Genomic DNA, 19,814 nt, shown 5'->3' with positions numbered 1-19,814 from the left:
TTCCCTCGTTGCATGCTTGCCGCTCGTTGCATGCTTGCCGCTCGTTGCATGCTTGCCGCTCGTTGCATGCTTGCCGCTCGTTGCATGCTTGCCGCTCGTAACTGACAGCGGTAGCAGCGTAGTGCGCTCCGGCCGGATGAATGCTCAAATTTCTGCAAATAAGGACAGCTGACCCGCGGGATCGTGTATACCCCGGCGACTGACAGAATTGGATAGGTGACAGATGGCATCCTGACACCGGACCAGATCCTCGCGGCGGCCGAGGACGTCCTGCGCCGCTACGGTCCGGCCAAGGCCACGGTCGTCGACGTCGCGCGGGCGCTCGGCGTCAGCCACGGCAGCGTCTACCGGCACTTCCCGAGCAAGACGGCCCTGCGCGAGGCCGTGACCCAGCGCTGGCTCGACGAGTCGCACGCCGAGCTGGCCACCGTACTGGCCTCCGGCGCCCCGGCCGGCGCGCGGCTGCGCGAGTGGCTGGGCGCGCTGTTCCGCTCCAAGCGCAGGCGGGCGCTCGACGACCCCGAGCTGTTCGCCACGTACGTCAAGCTCGTGGGCGAGTCCAGCCAGGTCGTCGACCGGCACATCGCCGACCTGGTCGGCCAGATCAGGCAGATCGTGGACGCCGGGCTCGCGCGGGGCGAGTTCGCCGCCCCCGACCCCGCCGCCGCGGCCAGGGCCGTCTTCCACGCCGCGACCCGCTTCCACAACCCGGCCCACGCCGCCGAATGGAGCCGGCCGGGCATCGAGGACGACTTCACCGCCCTGTGCGACCTCATCCTGCTCGGGCTCGAACCCCGCTGACGGTGTGATGTTCTTACATCTGGTAACGGGAATTGTTTCTCCGGGGATGAATCCTCTCCACCCGCATCACCGTTCACCTCGGAACGGACCTGTACACTCGGTCTCGAACACTGTCGCTCTCAGTGACGCCATCATGGCAGCAGGTGCCCAACGCAAGGGCTGGCCCGCGCAATGGGCAGGAGGTTCCCGGCCCTGACAGAGCGCGGAGCCAATTCATGGAGCCACTACACCTGACCACCGTCCGCCGCAACGGCACCCTGACCGTCAGCGTGTCGGGCGAGCTCGACATCGCCACCACCGAGCTGCTGCGCGGCCACCTGCTCGACCTGCTGCGGGAGGCGGACAGCGCCCCGCGCAAGCAGGTCGCGCTGGTCATCGAGGTGAGCCGGCTGACCTTCATCGACGCCGCCGGGCTCGGCATCCTCGTCTTCGCCCACAACGCCGCCCAGCGCCAGCAGACCCCGCTGCTCATCACGGGCGTCCCGCCGTCCATGCGACGGCTGCTGCGCCTCACCGGCCTGGAGGGGCGCCTCACCTGAACACCCGCCACCTGTAGGTTGTCAGGCGTGATTCAGGTTCCCGATCAGATACCCCTGAAGCTGGAGGACGGGTTCGAACGCGTCAGGCGGGAGCTCGACCTGCCCGACGACTTCCCCCGCGCCGTGCTCGACGAGGCCGCGTGGGTGGCGCGGGTGCCGCGGCTCGACGCCGAGGACATGTCCGACGTACCGTTCGTCACCATCGACCCGCCCGGCTCGATGGACCTCGACCAGGCCGTGCACCTCGAACGGCTGCGTGCCGGCTACCGCGTCTGGTACGCGATCGCCGACGTCGGCGCGTTCGTCCGGCCGGGCGGCCCCATCGACGCCGAGGCCCGCACCAGAGGCGAGACCGTCTACCTGCCCGCGGGCAAGGTGCCCCTGCACCCCAAGGTCCTGTCGGAGGACGCGGCCAGCCTGCTGCCCGGCGCGCTGCGGCCTGCCGCGGTCTGGCGCATCGACCTCGACGCCGACGGCCGCACGGTCGGCGCCGACGTGCGGCGCGCGCTCGTCCGCAGCCGCGAACGCCTCGACTACGCCTATGTGCAGGCGGCCGTCGACACCGGCACCGCCGACGGCGTCCTGGGGCTGCTGGCCGAGATCGGCCGCCTGCGGCTGGCCCTCGAACGCGAGCGCGGTGGCGTCACCCTGCCCACCCCCGAGCAGGAGGTGGTCCCCGACGGCGACGGCGCCTACCGGCTGGAGTTCCGGCTGCCGCTGCCCGCCGAGGCGTGGAACGCGCAGATCTCCCTGCTGACCGGCATGGCCGCGGCCTCGATGATGCTCGACGCCGAGATCGGCATCCTGCGCGTGCTGCCCCGGCCGCGCGCCGACGACCTGGCGAAGGTCCGCCGGGTGGCCCGGGCGCTGGAGGTCCCCTGGCCCGACGGGGCCGCCTACGGCGCCGTGGTGCACGACCTGGACCCCAAGAACCCGCAGCAGGCGGCGTTCCTGCACGAGTCCAAGGTGCTGCTGCGCGGCGCGGGCTACGTGGCCTTCGACGGCGCTCCGCCCAAGCTGGCCGAGCACGCGGCGGTGGCGGCGCCGTACGCGCACGTCACGGCGCCCCTGCGGCGCCTGGTCGACCGCTACGCGACCGAGGTGTGCCTGGCGGTCGCGGCGGGCGAGCCGGTGCCGTCCGACATCCGCGCGGGCCTGGCGGCCCTGCCCGCCATCATGGGCTCGACCGGACGGCGCGCCGGGGCCGTGGAGCGGGCGTGCGTGGACCTGGTGGAGGCGTTCCTGCTGCGCGAGCGGATCGGGCAGGCGTTCCAGGCGATGGTGATCGACGTGGACGAGCGCCGCGGGGGCGGGCAGGTGCAGCTCGTCGACCCGGCCGTGATCGCCCGCTGCGACGGCGCCCTCCCTCTCGGGGAGCAGGTCACCGTACGCCTGGCGCAGGCGGACCCGGCGACCCGTGAGGTCCGCTTCACCCTCGCCACGTGACGGCCCGGCGCGTGGAGGGGCCGCGCACGGCATGTTCCGCGCGCGGCCCCTCGCCGGCGTCACTTCTTGAGCAGGCTCCACCCCGCGCCCACACCCATGAGGTGGAGCGCGACGCAGAGCAACCCGGCGGTGCCGAGCGTGGTGACCGTGACCACGCTGCCGACCGCGAGGCCGGCGATCTCGAAGACGAGGGCGATCACGAACAGCAGTGCGGCGACGAGGGCGAACATAGGTGGCTACCTCCGAACGGGGCCGGCCGGACGCCGCGCATCCGAGGGGGCGGGCCTCGGCGAGTGCGTCCGAGGATGTCTCTGACATGGGGATTTCCAGCAACATCGGCCGAAAAACTGCCCCGAAGGTGACGTTCCGTGAACGAATGACGACACCACATTGACCGGCCGGCCAGTCTCTCCCGCGCGGTCGCGGCCTCAGGCCCCTTTCGCCCGCATCCCGTCGCAGATCACGTCCGCCATCCGTACCGCCGCCGCCCTGGCCCGCGCCCTGCGCTCGGCCGCCAGGCCCCCCCGCAGCAGATCCAGCACGTCCTCCCCCGCCAGATCCCTGCGCGCCGCCCCGGCCCGCTGGGCCCGGTCCAGTAATCGGGCGACCGCCCTGCCGAGATCGTCCTGCAACGACGCCCTCATCCCGGCCCCGCTGTCGAGCATGTCGCACAGCGCCTGGTTCTCCGACGCCTGCTCGACCACCCTGGCGAACCAGCCGAAGAACGCCTTCCCGGGATCCTCCGCCGTCGCCAGCGCGCGGGCGTCGGCCACGAACCGCTCGATCCGCCCCAGCAGCACCGCCTCGAACAGCGCCTCCTTGGTCGGGAAGTGCCGGTAGACGGTGCCCACCCCGAACCCGGCCCGCCGCGCGATCTCGTCGAAGGAGATCGTCAGGCCGTCGCTGGCCAGCGCCTCCTGCGCGATCTGCAGCACCCGCTCCCGGTTCCGCCGGGCGTCGGCCCGTAACGGCCTGGCCGAGCTGTGGTCGTCGCCCATGAACGAACCTGCCTTCAACAACCGGAGGGATCTCTCCGATTCTATCGACCGCCCCTCCCCACCCGCACCCCTCGCACCGACGCAGGCGAAGACGAAGGGGCGGCACGCCGCGGGCGGGCCCGAGCGGCCGTCCCGCATCCACGTGAGGCGCGCCATGAGGACCGCCTACCGCCATGAGCGCCGCCCCCTCGAAGAGCCGCCACCCCGAGGCCGCCAACCAGCCACACGTGCCGGGTGGCCGCTTCGCCTCCGCTTGCGAGTGCCCCCGAAGCTCCCAAAACCGAAACACCCGCCCCGGAAGGGCGGGTGTTTCGGGGGGCCGGTCAGGGGGGTGTGGGGCCGTGGTCGGTCAGGGACGGCCGGCTGCGGGTGAGCGGGCGCGGGTGGGCGCGGGCGAAGCGCTTCAGGCGGATGCGCTCCTCCCTGCGCACCGGCGACAGCTCCACGATGCGCGCCCCCTCCGGCACGAGCCGCAGGTCGTGCGTGATGAGGAGCGTCGTCCGCCCGGCCATGAGCCGTAGCAGCGGCTTCATGACCTGCGCGGCCGTGGCCTCGTCCAGCCCCGTCATGGGCTCGTCGAGCACCAGCACCGGCGCGTCCCGCAGGATGGCCCTGGCGATGGCGATCCGCTGCCGCTGCCCGCCCGACAGGAGCCGCCCCCGCTGCCCCACCGGCGTGTCGTAGCCCTGCGGCAGCAGTTCGGCGAAGTCGTGCACCCCCGCCGCCTCCGCCGCCTCGACGATCTCCTCCAGCGAGGCGTCGGGGCGGCCGTAGGCGATGTTGTCGCGTACGGACGCCGAGAACAGCAGCGTCTCCTGGTGCAGGATCGTGATGTTCTCGCGCAGCGACCGCCGGGTCAGGCGCCGGATGTCGGTCCCGTCCAGCAGGATGCGGCCCGCTTCCGGGTCGTAGAACCGCAGCATCAGCTTGGCCAGCGTGGACTTGCCGACGCCGCTGGGCCCGGTGAGGACGACGACCTTGCCGGGCGAGGCGGTGAACGTCACGTCCTGCAGCACCTGCCGCCCCCGCCGCGGGTAGGTGAACCCGACCCGGTCGAACTCGACCAGGCCCCGGCTCCTCCCTGCGGGCACGGCGTCCCGCGCGTCGGTGACGGCCGGCCTGACCCGCAGGATCTCGATGACCCGGTCGGACCCGGCCGCCGCCTCGGACACCGTCAGCGCCAGCTCTCCCAGCGACTGGACCGCCGGATACAGCAGTGCCAGGTACGCGGCGAAGGCCAGCAGGCCGCCCAGGGTCAGCCGGCCTGCGGCGATCTCCCACGCGCCGAACCCGAGGACGACGATCAGGCAGACGGTCTCGATGACCTGGACGGTGGGCCCGTACAGGCCGGACAGCCAGGCCTGCGTCATGTTGGCGCGCAGCCACATGCCGCCCTCCCGGTGCAGGCGGCCCGACTCGGCCTCCTGCCGGTTGTAGGCCTGCACGAGCGGCTGGTTGGCCAGCCCCTCCTCCAGGACGCTGTTCATGGCGCCGTTGCTGAAGCGCTCCCGGGCCGCGGCCGTCCTGAACCTGCCCGCGAACACTTTGGACACCACCAGGAACAGCGGGATCAGCGCCATCGTGACGAGGGCGAGGTCCCAGCGGATGAAGAAGGCCGCCCCGGCGAAGAACACCACGCTGGCGGCCGTGGTGAGCGCCTTGACCACCCCTGACCCCACGAGCTCCTCGATGGCCTCGATGTCGTCGGTCAGCCGTGCCATCAGGTCGCCGAGGCGCCGGTTCTCCGAGAAGTCCGGCGCGAGCGTCTGCAGGTGCTCGTAGACGCGGTCGCGCAGGGCCAGCAGGAACCGTTCGGCGCCCAGCGCGGTGACGTACGTCGCCGCGAAGGACGTCACCCCGGCGACCGCGGCGAGCCCCAGCCAGGTGAAGGCCGGAACCCAGAACTCGCCCAGCCGTCGGGTGGTCAGCACCTCGTCGGTGATGTGGCCGAACAGGCGGATCGCGGCGACCTCGCACAGCGCGGCCACGACGGCGAACACGACGCCGGCCGCGAATAGTCGGCGCAACCCGCGGGTGTCCGGCCAGAACTCGCGAAAGGTGCGGCGAATGGAAATCGCCGGAGCGAGTTCTCGGCCGGAGACAGTCAATGAGAGCCGGCGGCCAGGCCACCGGCTCTCACGGGAGCGATTTACCACCCCCACCACCAGCGGCGTGAGCGGCAGCGCCAACCGCGCCACCCACAACGCCGGCGCCTACGACGGCAGCAACCCTGCTGGAAGTCGATCCTGGTGAGCTGAGTGCCAGCCATGATTCCTCCCCCGTTTGCTGACTTGCACAAATCGCACGTTAGCACCCGAAATGGGACAAAGCACGAGAAATCGACATTTTAAAAGGAACTTGACCAGCAAAACCGGCCGACAAAGGCCGTTGCCCGCGCCCGTTAAATCGAGCGTAAATAAACAGCACCGCTAACTCTGGTAACGGGAATGCCAAAGGACGCCGCCCGGCACCGGTTCCAAGGTGTAGGTGACCCGATACTTTCGTCCGATGGATCCGACGTCTACGGCCAGGATCATGGACTCATGGCATTCTTCGGCGTCATCCTCATGATCCAGGGTTTCGGCAGCCTCATCGCCAAGCACTTCTTCGGAAGCAACTTCGGCCTGCTGCACCTGGTGCTCGACGGCACCGCCCTGACCGTCGCCGGCGCCGTGGTGGGCGTCGCGGGCCTGCTCCTGACGATCGGCGCGCTCGCCAAGGACTCCTAGCGCCCCGAGCCCGCCCTCCGGAGAGGGCGGGCAGGACCTCCGGGCAAGGTCAGGTGAGCGAGGAGTAGGCCACCACGCCGCGACGCATCGCGTCGACCGCCTTGCCCGCCGTCTGCTTGATCTTGCTGCCCGGCGGGGCTGCGTTCCCGAGCTGACCCAGCAGGTCCATCAGCTGCTTGACCCACCGTACGAAGTCACCGGCGGCCAGCTCGTTGCCGTTCACACCGTCCCGGAGCACGGCGTCCAGGCTGTGCCCCTTCGTCCACCGGAACGCCGCCCACGCGAACCCCAGATCGGGCTCCCTGATCGTGGACAGCTGGTGGTCGGACTCGATGCCCTCCAGCTCCCCCCACAGCCGGATCATCGACGTCAGCGCCTGCTGCGTCCGCCCGGCGGGCACCTTCGGACGGCGCGCGTCGTCGGGCGCCCGCGACTCGAACACCAGCGCCGACACGCACGCCGCCAGCTCGGCCGGGTCGAGCTCCTCCCACAGCCCCTGACGCAGCGACTCGGCGGTCAGCAGGTCGAGCTCGGTGTAGATGCGCCCCAGCCGGCGGCCCTCGTCGGTGACGGCCTCGCCGTCCAGGTAGCCGAGCTGCTCCAGCACCGAGCAGATGCGGTCGAACGTCCGCGAGATGACGTGCGAGCGCCCCTCGACCCGGCGGCGCAGCCCCTCGGTCTCGCGCAGCAGCTTGTGGTAGCGCTCGGCCCAGCGGGCGTGGTCCTCACGCTCGTCGCAGCCGTGGCACGGATGCTGGCGGATGAGCCGGCGCAGCTCGTTGATCTCGTCGTCCTCCACCGCGTGGTCGCGCGCCCGCACCGGCTTGCCCAGGTCGCGGTCGCCGAGCTTGGCCAGCAGCGTGGAGACCAGGTTGGCGCGCTCCTTGGGCGAGCGGCCGTTGAAGTTCTTCGGGATGCGCAGCTTCTCCAGCGGCTCGACCGGGACGGGGAAGTCCGCCGGGTCGAGCTTCTTGACCTGCTTGCCGATCGTCAGCACCAGCGGGCTCGGCCCCTGACCGCGCGGGTTGCGGCCGGGATCGAGCACGATCGCCAGCCCCGCCCGGCGCCCGCCCGGCACCCGGATGACGTCGCCCGGCTCCAGCGCCTCCAACGACCGCACGGCGGCCGCCCGGCGCGCGGCGCCGCGCTGCCTGGCCAGGTCCGCCTCACGATCGGAGAGCCGACGGCGTAGCTCCGCGTATTCGGGGAAGTCTCCCAGGTGACACGTCATGGCCTCCTGGTAGCCCTCCAGCGCCTCCTCGTGCTTGCGCAGCTGCTTGGCCAGCCCGACGACCGCCCGGTCGGCCTGGAACTGCGCGAACGACTCCTCAAGCAGCGTCCTGGCCCGTTCCCTGCCGAACTGACCGACGAGGTTGACCGCCATGTTGTACGACGGCTGGAAGCTCGAACGCAGCGGGTACGTGCGCGTACCGGCCAGACCCGCCACCGACAGCGGATCCATGCCCTGCTGCCACAGCACCACTGCATGGCCCTCGACGTCGATGCCGCGCCGCCCCGCCCGCCCGGTGAGCTGGGTGTACTCGCCCGGCGTCAGGTCGGCGTGGGTCTCGCCGTTCCACTTGTCGAGCTTCTCGATCACCACGCTGCGGGCCGGCATGTTAATGCCCAGGGCGAGCGTCTCCGTCGCGAACACGGCCTTGACCAGCCCGCGCGTGAACAGCTCCTCCACGACCTCCTTGAACGCCGGCAGCATGCCCGCGTGATGGGAGGCCAGCCCGCGCTCCAGGCAGTCACGCCACTCCAGGTAGCCCAGGACGGCCAGGTCCTCGTCCGGCAGATGCGCCGTGCGCTCGTCCACGAGCTGCCTGATCTCGTGCCGCTCGCGGTCGGTGGTCAGCCGGATCCCGGCGTACAAGCACTGCTGGACGGCGGCCGCGCACCCGGCGCGCGAGAAGATGAACGTGATCGCCGGCAGCAGCCCCTCGGCGTCGAGCTTCTCGATCACCTGCACCCGGTCCGGCGGGCGCGAACGCTGCGGCCTGCCGTAGCCGCGCCGGCCCCGCCCCGCCGTCAGCCGCTCGGCGTCGCGCGTCACCCGCATCAGCGTGGGGTTGACGCGCAGGGTCAGGTCGTCGTTCACGAACATGTCGTAGAGGAGGTTGCCGACCATCATGTGCTGCCACAGCGGCACCGGACGGTGCTCGTCCACGATCACCGTGGTGTCGCCGCGCACCTCGCCCATCCACTCGCCGAACTCCTCGGCGTTGCTCACCGTCGCCGACAGCGCGACCAGCCGCACCGACTCCGGCAGGTGGATGATCACCTCTTCCCAGACCGCGCCGCGGAACCGGTCGGCGAGGTAGTGGACCTCGTCCATGACCACGAACCCGAGCCCCGCCAGGGTCGCCGACCCGGCGTAGAGCATGTTGCGCAGCACCTCGGTGGTCATGACGACGATGGGGGCCTCGCCGTTGACGCTGTTGTCGCCCGTGAGCAGGCCGACCTTGGCGGTGCCGTAGCGCTTGACCAGGTCGTTGTACTTCTGGTTGGACAGTGCCTTGATGGGGGTGGTGTAGAAGCACTTCTGGCCCTGTTCCAAGGCCAGGTGGACGGCGAACTCGCCCACGACCGTCTTGCCCGACCCCGTCGGCGCCGCCACCAGGACGCCGTCGCCGGCCTCCAGGGCGCGGCAGGCGTCTAGCTGGAAGTCGTCCAGCTCGAAGTCGTAGAGACCTCGGAACGATCTCAGCGCGCCCCCGTCGTCCCCATGTCTCTGACGGAAGGCAGCGTAGCGTTCCGCTGGCGTTGTCATACCCGCCAGCCTACCGAAATCGCCTTTCCGGTCAGTCCCCCCGTACTCCGGCCGCCCCTCCGGGCCCCCGTCCCCCGCAGACGAGCCCCGGCCGGGCGCCTTTACAATGTAGATTTCAAACGATGACCCGCAACGCCCCGGGGCGAACCTCGCAGTGGACCGGGGCCGGGCCCACGCGTTCGCCGTCGGCGTAGGCGACCGCGCCCGTGTCCGTGTCCCCCGGCATGACCTCCAGCCGCACGCTGCGCACCCGCCGCACCGACACCGCCCGATGCCCCACGTGCGTCCCCCGGTACACCCTCGGGAACACCCGCAGGAACTCGGCCTTGGACACCGCCTCCAGCATCATCACGTCCAGCAGCCCGTCGTCGGGCCGCGCGTCGGGGCACACCCGCATCCCCGCCCCGTACGAGCGCGTGTTGGCCACCGCGACCAGCATGGCCTCGCGTTCGACGACCTCCTCCTCGTCGAGGGTCACCCGGAACGGGATCGGCCGGAAGGAGCGCAGTTCCTCCACCGTCGCCACCAGGTAGCGCGCCATCCCGGGCGGCCACGTCATCCGGTTGGCCCGCTCGTTGACCCGCGAGTCGAACCCGCAGCACATCACCCCGGCGAACAGCTCGTCCGCCTGCCCGGCCCGAACCCGGGCGACGTCCACGAGGCGCGACTTCATGCGCAGCACGGCGCGGGCCGCCGCCATGGGGTCGCCCAGCGGCACGCCGAGCGCGGCCGCGAAGTCGTTGCCGGTGCCCGCGGGGATGATGCCGAGCGGCACGTCGGTGCCGGCCACGGCCTGCACGGCCAGGTGGACCAGCCCATCACCGCCGAAGGCCACGAGCGCGTCGGGGCGCTCGGCCACGGCCGCGCAGGCACGCTCAAGGGCGTCGGTGGCGTCGTCGCCGACGATCACCGACAGCTCGGCCCCGCCCGCGCGCAGCCGGCGCGCCACGGGCTCGATCAGGCGCAGCGTACGGCCGCCGCGGGCGGCGGGGTTGACCAGCAGGGCGAGTTGAGGGGACACGCCCGGAATTTATCGCCTATCGCGTGGAACCGGAATCCTCCCCGGGCCGTTCGTCGTCGGCCGACGTGGTGTCGAGCGCGGTGGAGTCCTCCACCAGCGGGGAGGCCTCGTCGTCGTCGAGGTGGGAGAAGTCCTCGGTGGCGGGCATGCGCTTCTCGCGCACGTACATGAAGAACTCGGCCAGGAAGTACAGCACGACCATGGGCGCGGCCAGCGCCATCATCGTCAGCGGGTCGCCGCCGGGCGTGATGACCGCGCCGAAGACGAACATGGCGAAGACCACCCAGCGGCGGTGCTTCTTGACCGTGGCGTGGGGGAGCACGCCGATGATGTTGAGGAACACCAGCAGCAGCGGCAGCTCGAACGAGATGCCGAAGATCACCACCATGATCAGCACGTAGTTGACGTACTCATCGATCTGGATGATGGCCACGGTGTCGCTCGGCGCGAACCCGAGCAGGATGGCCAGGCTGGTGTCCATGATGATGTACGCCAGCATCGCGCCGACCACGAACAGCGGGATCGCCAGCCCGAGGAAGGCGATCGAGTAGCGCTTCTCGTTGCGGTAGAGGGCCGGGGTGACGAAGGCCCAGACCTGGTAGAGCCAGACGGGCGAGGCCACGACGATGCCCACCATCGCCGAGACCTTCAACGTCAGGAAGAACGACTGGAAGATGCCGCCGTAGGTCAGCGTGCACTCGCCGACACGCAGCTGCTGGGCCTGCGGCGTCTCGCAGAAGGGCTCCTTGATGAACGCCCAGACCGGATCGAAGAAGATCCACCCGATGATGATGCCCACGACGACGGCGACGGCCGCGATGAGCAACCTGTTGCGCAGCTCGCGCAGGTGCTCCATGAGGGGCATGCGGCCCTCGGAGTCAGGTGCGGGCTGGCTCGACCGTTTGAGCAGCGCCATCTAGCAGTCCAGGTGACGAGGAGGGATGGGATCAGACGCGCTTGTCAGCCTGGGGGGCGGCGCTGGCACGCAGCCTGGCGGCCTGCTCCTCAAGCTGCCTGGCCTGCTCCTCCACCGAGAGCGTGGGGGCGGGGGCGGCCTGGATCGGCTGGGGCTGCACCGGCTGGGGCTGGGGCTGGGGCTGCGGCTGAGCCGGGGCCTGCGCCTGGGCCTGCACCGTGTGGGTGTCCTCGTCCTCCTCACGGAGCTTGGCCGTCTCGGACTTGAAGATGCGCAGAGACCGGCCGACGCCGCGGGCCATCTCGGGCAGCTTCTTCGCACCGAACAGCAGGACGAGCACCAGCGCGATGATCAGGAGTTCGGGGACTCCGAGATTCGACATGAAACGCCCTTTTCTAGCGAGTGCCTGTTTCAGCCACGATCGTACGCTGCCTGGGGCATGGTCTCATCCCCCCGGCCTGTCAATCTGACCCGCCTCGGCTCCAGCTGGGCCGTCGCCTCGGCGATTTCCCTCTTCAGATTACGTGCCGCCACGACGACGCGGGCACCTGCGACCCCGACCACGACGAGCCCCGCCACGCACAGCCCGCCCGCCACGTAGATCCACGTCATGACTGGTGAGCGTACAGGGCCAGGGCCCGCTCGGCCTCCTGGCGGACGGTCTCGGCCATCTCAGGGGGTGAGACGACCCGGCCGGTGTCGCCCAGGCGCAGCGCCAGCTTGAGTATCCAGTCCTCGTCGCGGGCCCGCAGCGCCACCCGCAGCCGCCCCTCGCCCAGCTCGGTGACCTGCTCGCACGGGTAGTACTCGGCCACCCACCGCCCGGCCGCGCTGAGCTCCAGCTCCACCAGCTCGTCGGTGGGCGAGGGCCGGAAGACGCCCCGGGTGACATCGATGGGCTCGGCCTCCGCCGGCGGGTCGGCGGGCACGTCGAGCACCTCCACGCCGAGCATCCGGTCGAGCCTGAACAGCCGCATCGCCTCGGCCCGGTAGCACCAGCCCTCCAGGTAGGTGCGGCCGTCGACGACCACGACCCGCGTGGGATCGACCTCGCGCGGGGTCACCTCGTCGCGCCCGGGCACGTAGTAGCGCAGCGACAGGCGGCGGCCCCTGGTGAGCCCCTCGCGCACGCGCGGCAGCGCGTCGGGGGCGGCGTCCACGTCGACCGCGAGCTGGCTGCTGAGGGTGGCGGCGCCCTCGCCGGCGGCCCGCTCCAGCTTGGCCGTCACGCGGGGCAGCGCGTCGCCGGGCACTTCGGCCAGCTCGGGGGTCGCGGCCAGCATCCGCAGGGCGACCAGCAGCGCGCTGGCCTCGTCGATGCCCAGCCGCAGCGGCCTGGCGATGGTCTCGGCGTTGTCGATGATGATCTCGCCGCCGTCCCAGGAGACGTCGATGAGGTCGCCGGGGGTGTGGCCGGGCAGCCCGCACATCCACACGAGCTGCAGGTCGTCGATGAGCTGCTTCTCGCTCAGCCCGAACACCGCGGCCACCTCGTCGACCTGCGCCCCCGGGTGGGACATCAGGTACGGCACCAGCGCCAGCAGCCTGGGCAGCCGGTCGGCCGACCCGCTCATCGCAGCTCCTCGCCGGGTCCGGTGGTCGACCCGGTGGTCACCCCTGTCATGCCATTGCCCCCTTCAGTCGGCGGATGACGGCCTCGCGGGCGTCCGGCGGCTCGACGACCTCCACGTCGGCGCCGAGGCTGGCCATCCAGCCGGCCAGGCGTTCGGGGTCGGTGAAGGGCAGATCGGCCTCGTCCCACCCGCCGTCCCCCGCGCGCACGGCCGCGGCGAGCTGCCGCAGCCCCTCGCACGCCCCCTGGCGGACGCGGACGACGGCCACCCGCTCGTCGGTCGAGTCGTCCGGGAAGCCGACCATACCCCGCAGGTCGACCCCTTGGGGCACCTCGACCGCGCCGGGCCTGCCCATGACGGTGACCTGCCCGGTGACGCGGCTGAGCCGGAAGACGCGCGGTGCCTGCCGGTCGCGGTCGAACCCGGCCACGTACCAGCGGCCGTTGCGGCTGACCACGCCCCACGGCTCCACGGTGCGGGCGCGCACGCTCTCGCTGCCGGCGCTGCGGTAGTCGAAGCGCACCACGCGCCGGTCGCGCACGGCGTCCCACAGCGCGGGGAAGGCCGGGTCCCGGGTGTCCACGCGCAGCTCCAGCGCGCCGCCACCCATGACGCCGCCCATGGACGCGCCCACGGGCCGGTCGGTGGCCACGCCGCCGGCGCGCAGCTTCAGCAGCGCCCCCGAGGCGGCCTCGGCCAGGCTGGCCCGCTGCCACACCTGCGCGGCCAGGCCGAGCACGGCGGCCTCGTCGGGCTCCAGGGTGATCTCCGGCAGCTCGTACGACTCGCGCTCGATCCGGTAGCCCGGCTCGTCCTCCCAGGGGTCGCGCACCACGTCGATGGGGATGCCGATCTCGCGCAACTCGTTCTTGTCACGCTCGAACATGCGCTGGAACGCCTCGTCGCCATCGCGGTCGTAGCCGGGGACGGCCTGGCGGATCTGCTCGGCCGACAGCGGCCGCCGGGTGGCGAGCAGGCAGATCACGAGATTGAGCAACCGTTCGGTCTTCCGGCGCGACATCTGCCTCACTCCTCCTCCATCGACGCTACCCTGCCCCCGTGATCAGATGGCGCAAGGGCGAGGTTGTACGGATCCGACGCGAGTGGCCGGGAGCGGTGGAGCTGGACGTCGCCGTCCCCGAGGGGGAGTGCCGGGCTCTGGCCTATCCTCCGTTGGTCGGCCGCCCGGAACCCGGTGACGAGGTGCTGCTCAACACGACCGCGCTCGCGATGGGTCTCGGTACGGGAGGTTACGCCATGGTGGTGGCCGTCCCTAACCGTTTGCCGCAAGATCCCGCCGGTCCCGGGCACCTGGTGAAGGCGCGCTACACGCCGCTGCAGGCCACGGTGCTGGGCGCCGACGAGCAGGACTCCCCGCATCACGACCGTTTGCGCGAGGCCGATTCCCTGGACGGGATGCCGGTCGTGGTCGCCGACCTGCACTCGGCGCTGGCCCCGATCCTGTGCGGCCTGTACGCCGACCGGCCCGGCACGCGGGTGGCGTACGTGATGCAGGACGGCGGCGCGCTGCCGGTGTGGTTCTCGATGGCGGCGGCCCGCCTGCGGGAGATCGGCTGGCTGGCGGGCGTGGTGACGGTCGGGCAGTCGTTCGGCGGCGACGTGGAGGCGGTGACCGTCCACACCGGGCTGCTGGCGGCCCGGCACGTGCTGGAGGCCGACGTGGCGATCGTCACGCAGGGTCCCGGCAATCTGGGCACGGGCACCAAATGGGGGTTCTCCGGCGTGTCGGCGGGCGAGGCGGTCAACGCGGCGGGCGTGCTGCGCGGCCGCCCGGTGGCGGCCCTGCGGGTCAGCGAGGGCGACCTGCGCGAGCGCCACTACGGGGTCTCGCACCACTCGCTGACCGCCTACGGGCGGGTCGCCCTGACGCCCGCCGACGTGCCGGTGCCGGAACTGCCCGGGGAGTTCGGCGAGCGGGTCAGGGACCAGTCCGAGCTGCTGGCCGTCCGGCACCGCCTGGTGCCGGTGCCGGTGGAGGGCCTGCACGAGGCGCTGCGGGAGTCGCCGGTGCGCCTGTCGACGATGGGCAGGGGCCTGGAGGAGGACCTGCCCTACTTCCTGGCCTCGGCGGCGGCGGGCAGGCTGGCGGCCTCGCTGCTGTCGTAGGAGTCCTTGAACGTGAACGCCTCGGGGCTCGGCCCCTCGGCCCTGAGGCGCTCCAGCCGCGCCATCCCCTCGGCCAGCGTCGGGATGTGACCCTCGGGGATCCACCACATCACCATGTACGGCTCCGCCAGGCGCAGGAACCACTCCCTGCGCCGGCGCAGCACGCCCAGATGGGCGCTGCGGTAGGTGTAGTTCCACAGGGTGTCCAGCGACTCCCACACCGAGAAGTTCAGCAGCAGGTGGTCGCCGTAGTCGTGGATGACGGTGGCGGTGGGGTCGCTCTCGCTCTCCTTCAGCCGCCACACGAACCCGGGGGCCTCGTCGGCGACGGTGTTGACGGGCTCGAGGAGGGCGACGAACTCGGCGAGCTCCTGACTGTCGATGGGCGCGCGCAGATGGGCGATGTTCAGCTCAGCGAGATGCATGACGCTCAGCACACCACCCGTCCGCCTTCTATGTCAATCCTCATTTGTTTTAGAGAGGGAGACGCAGCACTCCCCCGGCCGCGGGTCGAGCCTGGCCCGGTCCGGCTCGTCGCCGAGCCCTTCGAGCAGCCCCTGGCACAGGGCCAGGTTCATGGAGCACACCAGCAGCGGCTGCTCCTCGGCCAGCACGTGGAAGGGGCAGTTGCGCAGGCGCAGCGCGCCGCCCTCCTCGTACGGCTCGTAGCCGCGCTCCTGGAGCACCCGCTCGACGGGCTCGCCCGCGTGCCCCTTGGCCAGCCGGGCGCCGGCCTCGCGCGCCACCCGCTCGGCCCGCTCCTCGGCGCCCAGCGCGTCCACGACCTCGGCCAGGACGGAGGCGAGCGCGGCGTAGTCGCGCGGCGGCAGGCTCACCGACCGCTCGCCCCTGGCCCGGCGGTAGACCTTGGCGGGCCGGCCGCTGCCCGGCCCCTTCTTCTCCTGCTGCCGGAAACCGCTCTCCAGCAGCCCCGCCTCGACGAGCTTGTCGAGGTGGTGGCCGGCGAGGGTCCTGGAGACGCCCGCGGCTTCTGCCGCCTCTCCCCTGCCCACGTCGCCGCCGCGGGCCGCGACGGCCGCGTACAGGCTGCGGCGTACGGGGTCGTGCAGGAGGGCCAGCGCGTCGAGGTCGTCGCTACTCACATCGGGAGTCTACGAAAGCTTCCGCTCCACGTGCTTGTACGTGCACGCGCGGCTGGCGTTGGACGGGACGTTGCCGTACCTGCGCCAGCACGCGCCCTTCTTGATCACCCAGATGTCGACCCACTCGGGCGCGCGGTACTTGCGGTAGGCGGCCTTGGCGTTGCGCAGCACGCGGTCGGCCACGGCCTTCGCCTGGGCCTTGCTGGAGGCGGAGGTGTTGACCCACGTCGTGCCGGCGTCGCCGCCCACGACGCAGGGCTTCTTGACGCCCTTACAGAAGGGCGGGCCGGCGGCGGCGGACGCGGCCGTCGTTCCGCCGAGAAGGACCGCTAAAGCCGACACGATGACGAGAAATGTACGGATCATGAGGCTCATCCTGCCTCAATACGCCGCGATGAGATCCACGACGTAGACGAGCGTGTCGGTGCCCGTGATGCCGTGGGCGGGGTCTCCGGCGGGGCCGTAGCCGTACGAGGGCGGGACGACCATCAGGACCCGGCTGCCGGCCGGCACCCCCACCAGGGCCCGCTCCCACCCCTTGAGCACGCCGCCGTCGCCGACCTTGAACGCCTTGGGGCGGCCGCTCGTCCAGGTGGCCTCGAAGACGCGGCGGCTGCCCCAGACCGCGCCCTCGTACTGGGCGACCACGAGCTGCCCGGCCCGCGTGCCGCGCCCCTCACCCCTGACCAGCACCCTGGCCTCGAACGCGGGCGGCGGGGCGGTGGCGGGCACCTCCAGCGCGGGCGGGGCGCCGGCGGTGACGCGCACGCCCGCCAGCGAGCCGCCACCCGCCTCGACCGAGGCGCCCTTGGGGTGGGCGGCGATGATGTCGACGACGTAGACCAGCTCGTCTCCTGGCCCGACGCCGGGCGGCGGCTGCGCGCCGCCGCGGTACTGCGGCGGGACGGCGGCCACGACCCGGCTGCCGACCCGGCGGCCCCGCAGCGCGCCGTCCAGCCCCGGCGGCAGCTCGCCCAGCGCGAACGCGGCCGGGGTGCCCCGGTCGAAGGTGGAGTCGACCACGCGGTTGTCCCTGCCGTCCCAGACGTGCGCGGTGTACTGGACGATCGCGAGGTCGTCGGCGCCGAGCGGGGCGCCCGCACCGCTCTCCAGCTCCTCCACCCGCAGCCCCGCGGCGGGCCCGCCGCCCGCGAAGGCGATCGTCGGCCTGGCGCCGAACGGCCCGCCCACCGTCATGCCGAGGTCGCGCGCGACGCCGCCCGCGCAGCCGGCCAGCAGCAGCAGGACCGGCAGTATCGCGGCGGTACGGCGGCGGCGCATCGGTCCTCCCACGCGGCGGGGCTGGGCCTGGCGATGCTACCGCGTCCGGCCCGCGCGGGCGGGCCGGACGGGGTCGTGGGTCAGGCGGCGCCCAGGATGTCCACCACGAACACCAGGGTGCTCTTGGCGGGGATGCCCTGCTGCTCCTGGTCGCCGTAGCCCAGGTCCGGCGGGATGCTCATCACGACCCGGCTGCCGACCGGCACCCCGGCCAGGCCCTCCTGCCAGCCCTTGATGACCCCCGACAGCGGGAACTCGGCCGGCTGGCCCCGCTCCCAGCTGGAGTCGAACTGCTTGTCGGAGCCCCACAGCTTGCCCGTGTAGTGGACCGTGAGCGTCTGGCTGGCCTCCACCTTCGGGCCGGTGCCCTCGATGAGGGTCTTGACGACGAGCTTGTCCGACGGCTTGTCGTCCGTCTTCGTGGTCAGCGTGGGCGCCTTGTCGCCGCCCGGGCTGACGACCTTGACGCCCTTGAGGCTCTCGCCGGTCTCCTTGCCCGTGGCGGCCTTCAGCGGCGGCGGCTGGGTGCCGACGATGTCGAACACGAACACCTTCGTCGGCTCGGCCGGCTGCTGCGTGGCCTGCTGCGCGGGGACGGAGTCGTTGGCGAGCACGGCCAGCAGCCGCCCGCCGTGCTTGACCTTGGTGAAGCCCTCCTGCAGCACCTGCGGGATCTGCTGGTCGACCGCGATCGTCTCGGGCTTCTTGGTGTCGTAGGAGGAACCCTGCACCCCGTTGCCCTTGCCGTCCCAGTTGTAGACGGTCAGGTTGACGATCACGCGGTCGCCGGACTTGATCCCGTCGCCGTTGCCCGGCTGGATCACCTCGTACGACGACTTGGTGGCGGGCGTGCCGGAGGGGAAGGTCACCGTGGGCTTGGCGCCCACGTCACCGGTGACCTTGACCCCCGTGCCGGCGCCGGTGGTGGCGCCGGTGCTCGCACCGTCGGAGCCGCACGCGGCGGCGAAAAGGATCAATGGCACGGCGGCCAGTACGGCCATAGCGCGGCGCATGGGTTTCCCTCGGAAAGACGGCAGATTCGCGTCACCCTACCCGACTTCCGGGTAGGCCCGAGGTAAACGAAGCGCTACATCCCGGCTATGAGTTTGTCCACCCTCTCGTCCACGCTCCGGAACGGATCCTTGCACAGCACCGTGCGCTGGGCCTGGTCGTTCAGCTTGAGATGCACCCAGTCGACGGTGAAGTCGCGCCGCTTCTCCTGCGCCTTGCGGATGAACTCGCCGCGCAGCCGCGCCCTGGTCGTCTGCGGCGGCACCGACTTGGCCTCGAAGATCTTCAGGTCGGACGCCACCCGCTCCACCGAGCCGCGCTTCTGCAGCAGGTAGAACAGGCCGCGCTTGCGGTGCACGTCGTGGTAGGCCAGGTCGAGCTGGGCCACCCTGGGCGAGGACAGCGGCAGGTCGTACTTCTTCCGGTAGCGCTCGATGAGCTGGTATTTCGTCACCCAGTCGATCTCCCGCGAGACCAGGTCGAGGTTGCCGGTGTCGACCGCGTTGAGCGTGCGCTCCCACAGCTCCAGCACCCGGTGGGCGATGGCGTCGCCGCCGCGGCGGTCGACGAAGTCCTTCGCCTTGGACAGGTATTCCTGCTGGATCTCCAGGCTGGAGGCCTCCCGCCCGTTGGCCAGGCGCACCCTGCGGCGGCCGGTCATGTCGTGGGAGACCTCGCGGATGGCCCTGATCGGGTTTTCCAGCGACAGGTCCCGCATCACCGTGCCCGACTCGATCATGCGCAGCACCAGGTCGGTGGCGCCGACCTTGAGCAGCATCGTGGTCTCGCTCATGTTGGAGTCGCCGACGATGACGTGCAGGCGGCGGAACCGCTCGGCGTCGGCGTGCGGCTCGTCGCGGGTGTTGATGATGGGCCGGGACCGGGTGGTGGCGCTGGAGACGCCCTCCCAGATGTGCTCGGCCCGCTGTGAGACGCAATAGACGGCGCCGCGGGGCGTCTGCAGGACCTTGCCGGCCCCGCAGATGATCTGCCGCGTCACCAGGAACGGGATCAGCACGTCCGCCAGCCGCCCGAACTCCCCGTGCCTGCCGACCAGGTAGTTCTCGTGGCAGCCGTAGGAGTTTCCGGCCGAGTCCGTGTTGTTCTTGAACAGATAGATGTCACCCGCGATGCCCTCTTCGCGAAGCCGCTTCTCGGCGTCGACCAGCAGGCCCTCGAGGATGCGCTCGCCCGCCTTGTCGTGGGTGACGAGCTCGATGACGTTGTCACACTCGGGTGTTGCGTATTCAGGATGGCTGCCCACGTCGAGGTAGAGACGCGCGCCGTTGCGAAGGAAGACGTTGCTCGATCGGCCCCAGGACACGACCCGCCGGAACAGGTAGCGCGCGACCTCGTCGGGCGACAGCCTGCGCTGCCCCCTGAACGTGCAGGTCACACCGTACTCGTTCTCCAGCCCGAAGATGCGACGATCCATCACCTCACACTATGCCCACGGATCGGCGAGCGGGAGAGATCTTCCAGGTGTTTTCCCACC

General features: G+C 71.3%; 21 protein-coding genes. 5 read left to right on the top strand and 16 right to left on the bottom strand.

Features of this window, described 5'->3' with window-relative positions:
* The first annotated feature begins 216 nt into the window (after positions 1 to 216).
* The 3 genes from ABZS69_RS27460 (at position 217) to ABZS69_RS27450 (ending at position 2,786) form a co-directional block, all read left to right on the top strand.
* Positions 217 to 801 carry a TetR family transcriptional regulator gene (locus tag ABZS69_RS27460; protein ID WP_355377555.1) on the top strand — a complete coding sequence of 195 codons (585 nt, stop codon included), beginning with the start codon at positions 217 to 219 and terminating at the stop codon, positions 799 to 801.
* A gap of 215 nt (positions 802 to 1,016) precedes the next feature.
* The gene (locus tag ABZS69_RS27455) at positions 1,017 to 1,340 is read left to right on the top strand and encodes an STAS domain-containing protein (protein ID WP_355377553.1); all 324 of its coding nucleotides are present in this window, start codon (positions 1,017 to 1,019) and stop codon (positions 1,338 to 1,340) included.
* 27 nt (positions 1,341 to 1,367) lie between these two features.
* Entirely contained in the window at positions 1,368 to 2,786 is a 1,419-nt protein-coding gene (locus ABZS69_RS27450; RefSeq protein ID WP_355377551.1) for an RNB domain-containing ribonuclease, read from the top strand.
* 59 nt (positions 2,787 to 2,845) lie between these two features.
* On the opposite strand, the gene ABZS69_RS27445 is transcribed toward ABZS69_RS27450, so the two are convergent.
* The 3 genes from ABZS69_RS27445 to ABZS69_RS27435 form a co-directional block, all read right to left on the bottom strand.
* Positions 2,846 to 3,016 (bottom strand): hypothetical protein, encoded by a 171-nt coding sequence (locus ABZS69_RS27445; protein ID WP_355377550.1) that lies wholly within the window; start codon positions 3,014 to 3,016, stop codon positions 2,846 to 2,848.
* Positions 3,017 to 3,214: 198 nt separating this feature from the next.
* Complete coding sequence (locus tag ABZS69_RS27440; RefSeq protein ID WP_355377548.1) at positions 3,215 to 3,784, bottom strand: helix-turn-helix domain-containing protein; 570 nt, start codon at positions 3,782 to 3,784, stop codon at positions 3,215 to 3,217.
* A 323-nt stretch (positions 3,785 to 4,107) separates the two neighbouring features.
* On the bottom strand, positions 4,108 to 5,811 hold the full coding sequence (locus ABZS69_RS27435) for an ABC transporter ATP-binding protein (protein ID WP_355377546.1): 1,704 nt from the start codon (positions 5,809 to 5,811) through the stop codon (positions 4,108 to 4,110).
* Between the two features lie 516 nt (positions 5,812 to 6,327).
* Between ABZS69_RS27435 and ABZS69_RS27430 the strand changes: the two genes are divergently transcribed.
* On the top strand, positions 6,328 to 6,513 hold the full coding sequence (locus tag ABZS69_RS27430; protein WP_355377544.1) for a hypothetical protein: 186 nt from the start codon (positions 6,328 to 6,330) through the stop codon (positions 6,511 to 6,513).
* A gap of 49 nt (positions 6,514 to 6,562) precedes the next feature.
* Here the strand turns inward: ABZS69_RS27430 and ABZS69_RS27425 are convergent, their stop codons facing one another.
* The 7 genes from ABZS69_RS27425 to ABZS69_RS27395 all read right to left on the bottom strand — a co-directional run bounded on the left by ABZS69_RS27425 (position 6,563) and on the right by ABZS69_RS27395 (position 13,818).
* Positions 6,563 to 9,286: a DEAD/DEAH box helicase gene (locus ABZS69_RS27425; RefSeq protein ID WP_355377542.1), complete on the bottom strand. Its 2,724-nt coding sequence runs from the start codon at positions 9,284 to 9,286 to the stop codon at positions 6,563 to 6,565.
* A gap of 115 nt (positions 9,287 to 9,401) precedes the next feature.
* Positions 9,402 to 10,307, bottom strand: coding sequence for a YegS/Rv2252/BmrU family lipid kinase (locus ABZS69_RS27420; RefSeq protein ID WP_355377540.1), 906 nt, complete (start codon positions 10,305 to 10,307; stop codon positions 9,402 to 9,404).
* A 16-nt stretch (positions 10,308 to 10,323) separates the two neighbouring features.
* On the bottom strand, positions 10,324 to 11,223 hold the full coding sequence (gene tatC / locus ABZS69_RS27415; protein ID WP_355377538.1) for a twin-arginine translocase subunit TatC: 900 nt from the start codon (positions 11,221 to 11,223) through the stop codon (positions 10,324 to 10,326).
* A gap of 31 nt (positions 11,224 to 11,254) precedes the next feature.
* On the bottom strand, positions 11,255 to 11,605 hold the full coding sequence (tatA, locus tag ABZS69_RS27410; RefSeq protein WP_355377536.1) for a Sec-independent protein translocase subunit TatA: 351 nt from the start codon (positions 11,603 to 11,605) through the stop codon (positions 11,255 to 11,257).
* A 29-nt stretch (positions 11,606 to 11,634) separates the two neighbouring features.
* Positions 11,635 to 11,835, bottom strand: coding sequence for a hypothetical protein (locus ABZS69_RS27405; protein ID WP_355377535.1), 201 nt, complete (start codon positions 11,833 to 11,835; stop codon positions 11,635 to 11,637).
* Complete coding sequence (locus ABZS69_RS27400) at positions 11,832 to 12,797, bottom strand: WYL domain-containing protein (protein WP_192785549.1); 966 nt, start codon at positions 12,795 to 12,797, stop codon at positions 11,832 to 11,834. Before ABZS69_RS27400 ends, ABZS69_RS27405 begins: the two co-directional genes overlap by 4 nt.
* Before the next feature lie 46 nt (positions 12,798 to 12,843).
* Entirely contained in the window at positions 12,844 to 13,818 is a 975-nt protein-coding gene (locus ABZS69_RS27395) for a WYL domain-containing protein (RefSeq protein ID WP_355377533.1), read from the bottom strand.
* A 38-nt stretch (positions 13,819 to 13,856) separates the two neighbouring features.
* On the opposite strand from ABZS69_RS27395, the gene ABZS69_RS27390 reads away from it, so the two are divergent.
* The gene (locus ABZS69_RS27390; RefSeq protein WP_355377532.1) at positions 13,857 to 14,924 is read left to right on the top strand and encodes a DUF3866 family protein; all 1,068 of its coding nucleotides are present in this window, start codon (positions 13,857 to 13,859) and stop codon (positions 14,922 to 14,924) included.
* Here the strand turns inward: ABZS69_RS27390 and ABZS69_RS27385 are convergent.
* The 6 genes from ABZS69_RS27385 to pafA all read right to left on the bottom strand — a co-directional run bounded on the left by ABZS69_RS27385 (position 14,870) and on the right by pafA (position 19,754).
* Positions 14,870 to 15,349 (bottom strand): DUF3291 domain-containing protein, encoded by a 480-nt coding sequence (locus ABZS69_RS27385; protein ID WP_355377531.1) that lies wholly within the window; start codon positions 15,347 to 15,349, stop codon positions 14,870 to 14,872. The genes ABZS69_RS27390 and ABZS69_RS27385 overlap by 55 nt on opposite strands.
* Before the next feature lie 33 nt (positions 15,350 to 15,382).
* Positions 15,383 to 16,027, bottom strand: coding sequence for a helix-turn-helix domain-containing protein (locus ABZS69_RS27380; protein ID WP_355377529.1), 645 nt, complete (start codon positions 16,025 to 16,027; stop codon positions 15,383 to 15,385).
* A gap of 9 nt (positions 16,028 to 16,036) precedes the next feature.
* Positions 16,037 to 16,393 (bottom strand): hypothetical protein, encoded by a 357-nt coding sequence (locus ABZS69_RS27375; RefSeq protein WP_355377528.1) that lies wholly within the window; start codon positions 16,391 to 16,393, stop codon positions 16,037 to 16,039.
* 15 nt (positions 16,394 to 16,408) lie between these two features.
* On the bottom strand, positions 16,409 to 17,308 hold the full coding sequence (locus tag ABZS69_RS27370; RefSeq protein ID WP_355377526.1) for an FKBP-type peptidyl-prolyl cis-trans isomerase: 900 nt from the start codon (positions 17,306 to 17,308) through the stop codon (positions 16,409 to 16,411).
* Between the two features lie 80 nt (positions 17,309 to 17,388).
* The gene (locus tag ABZS69_RS27365; RefSeq protein WP_355377524.1) at positions 17,389 to 18,291 is read right to left on the bottom strand and encodes an FKBP-type peptidyl-prolyl cis-trans isomerase; all 903 of its coding nucleotides are present in this window, start codon (positions 18,289 to 18,291) and stop codon (positions 17,389 to 17,391) included.
* Between the two features lie 104 nt (positions 18,292 to 18,395).
* The gene (gene pafA, locus ABZS69_RS27360) at positions 18,396 to 19,754 is read right to left on the bottom strand and encodes a Pup--protein ligase (RefSeq protein WP_185076838.1); all 1,359 of its coding nucleotides are present in this window, start codon (positions 19,752 to 19,754) and stop codon (positions 18,396 to 18,398) included.
* Positions 19,755 to 19,814 lie beyond the last annotated feature (60 nt).

Source organism: Nonomuraea sp. NPDC005650 (assembly GCF_040605375.1).
GTDB lineage: Bacteria > Actinomycetota > Actinomycetes > Streptosporangiales > Streptosporangiaceae > Nonomuraea.
This window is presented reverse-complemented; position numbering and strand designations above follow the sequence as displayed.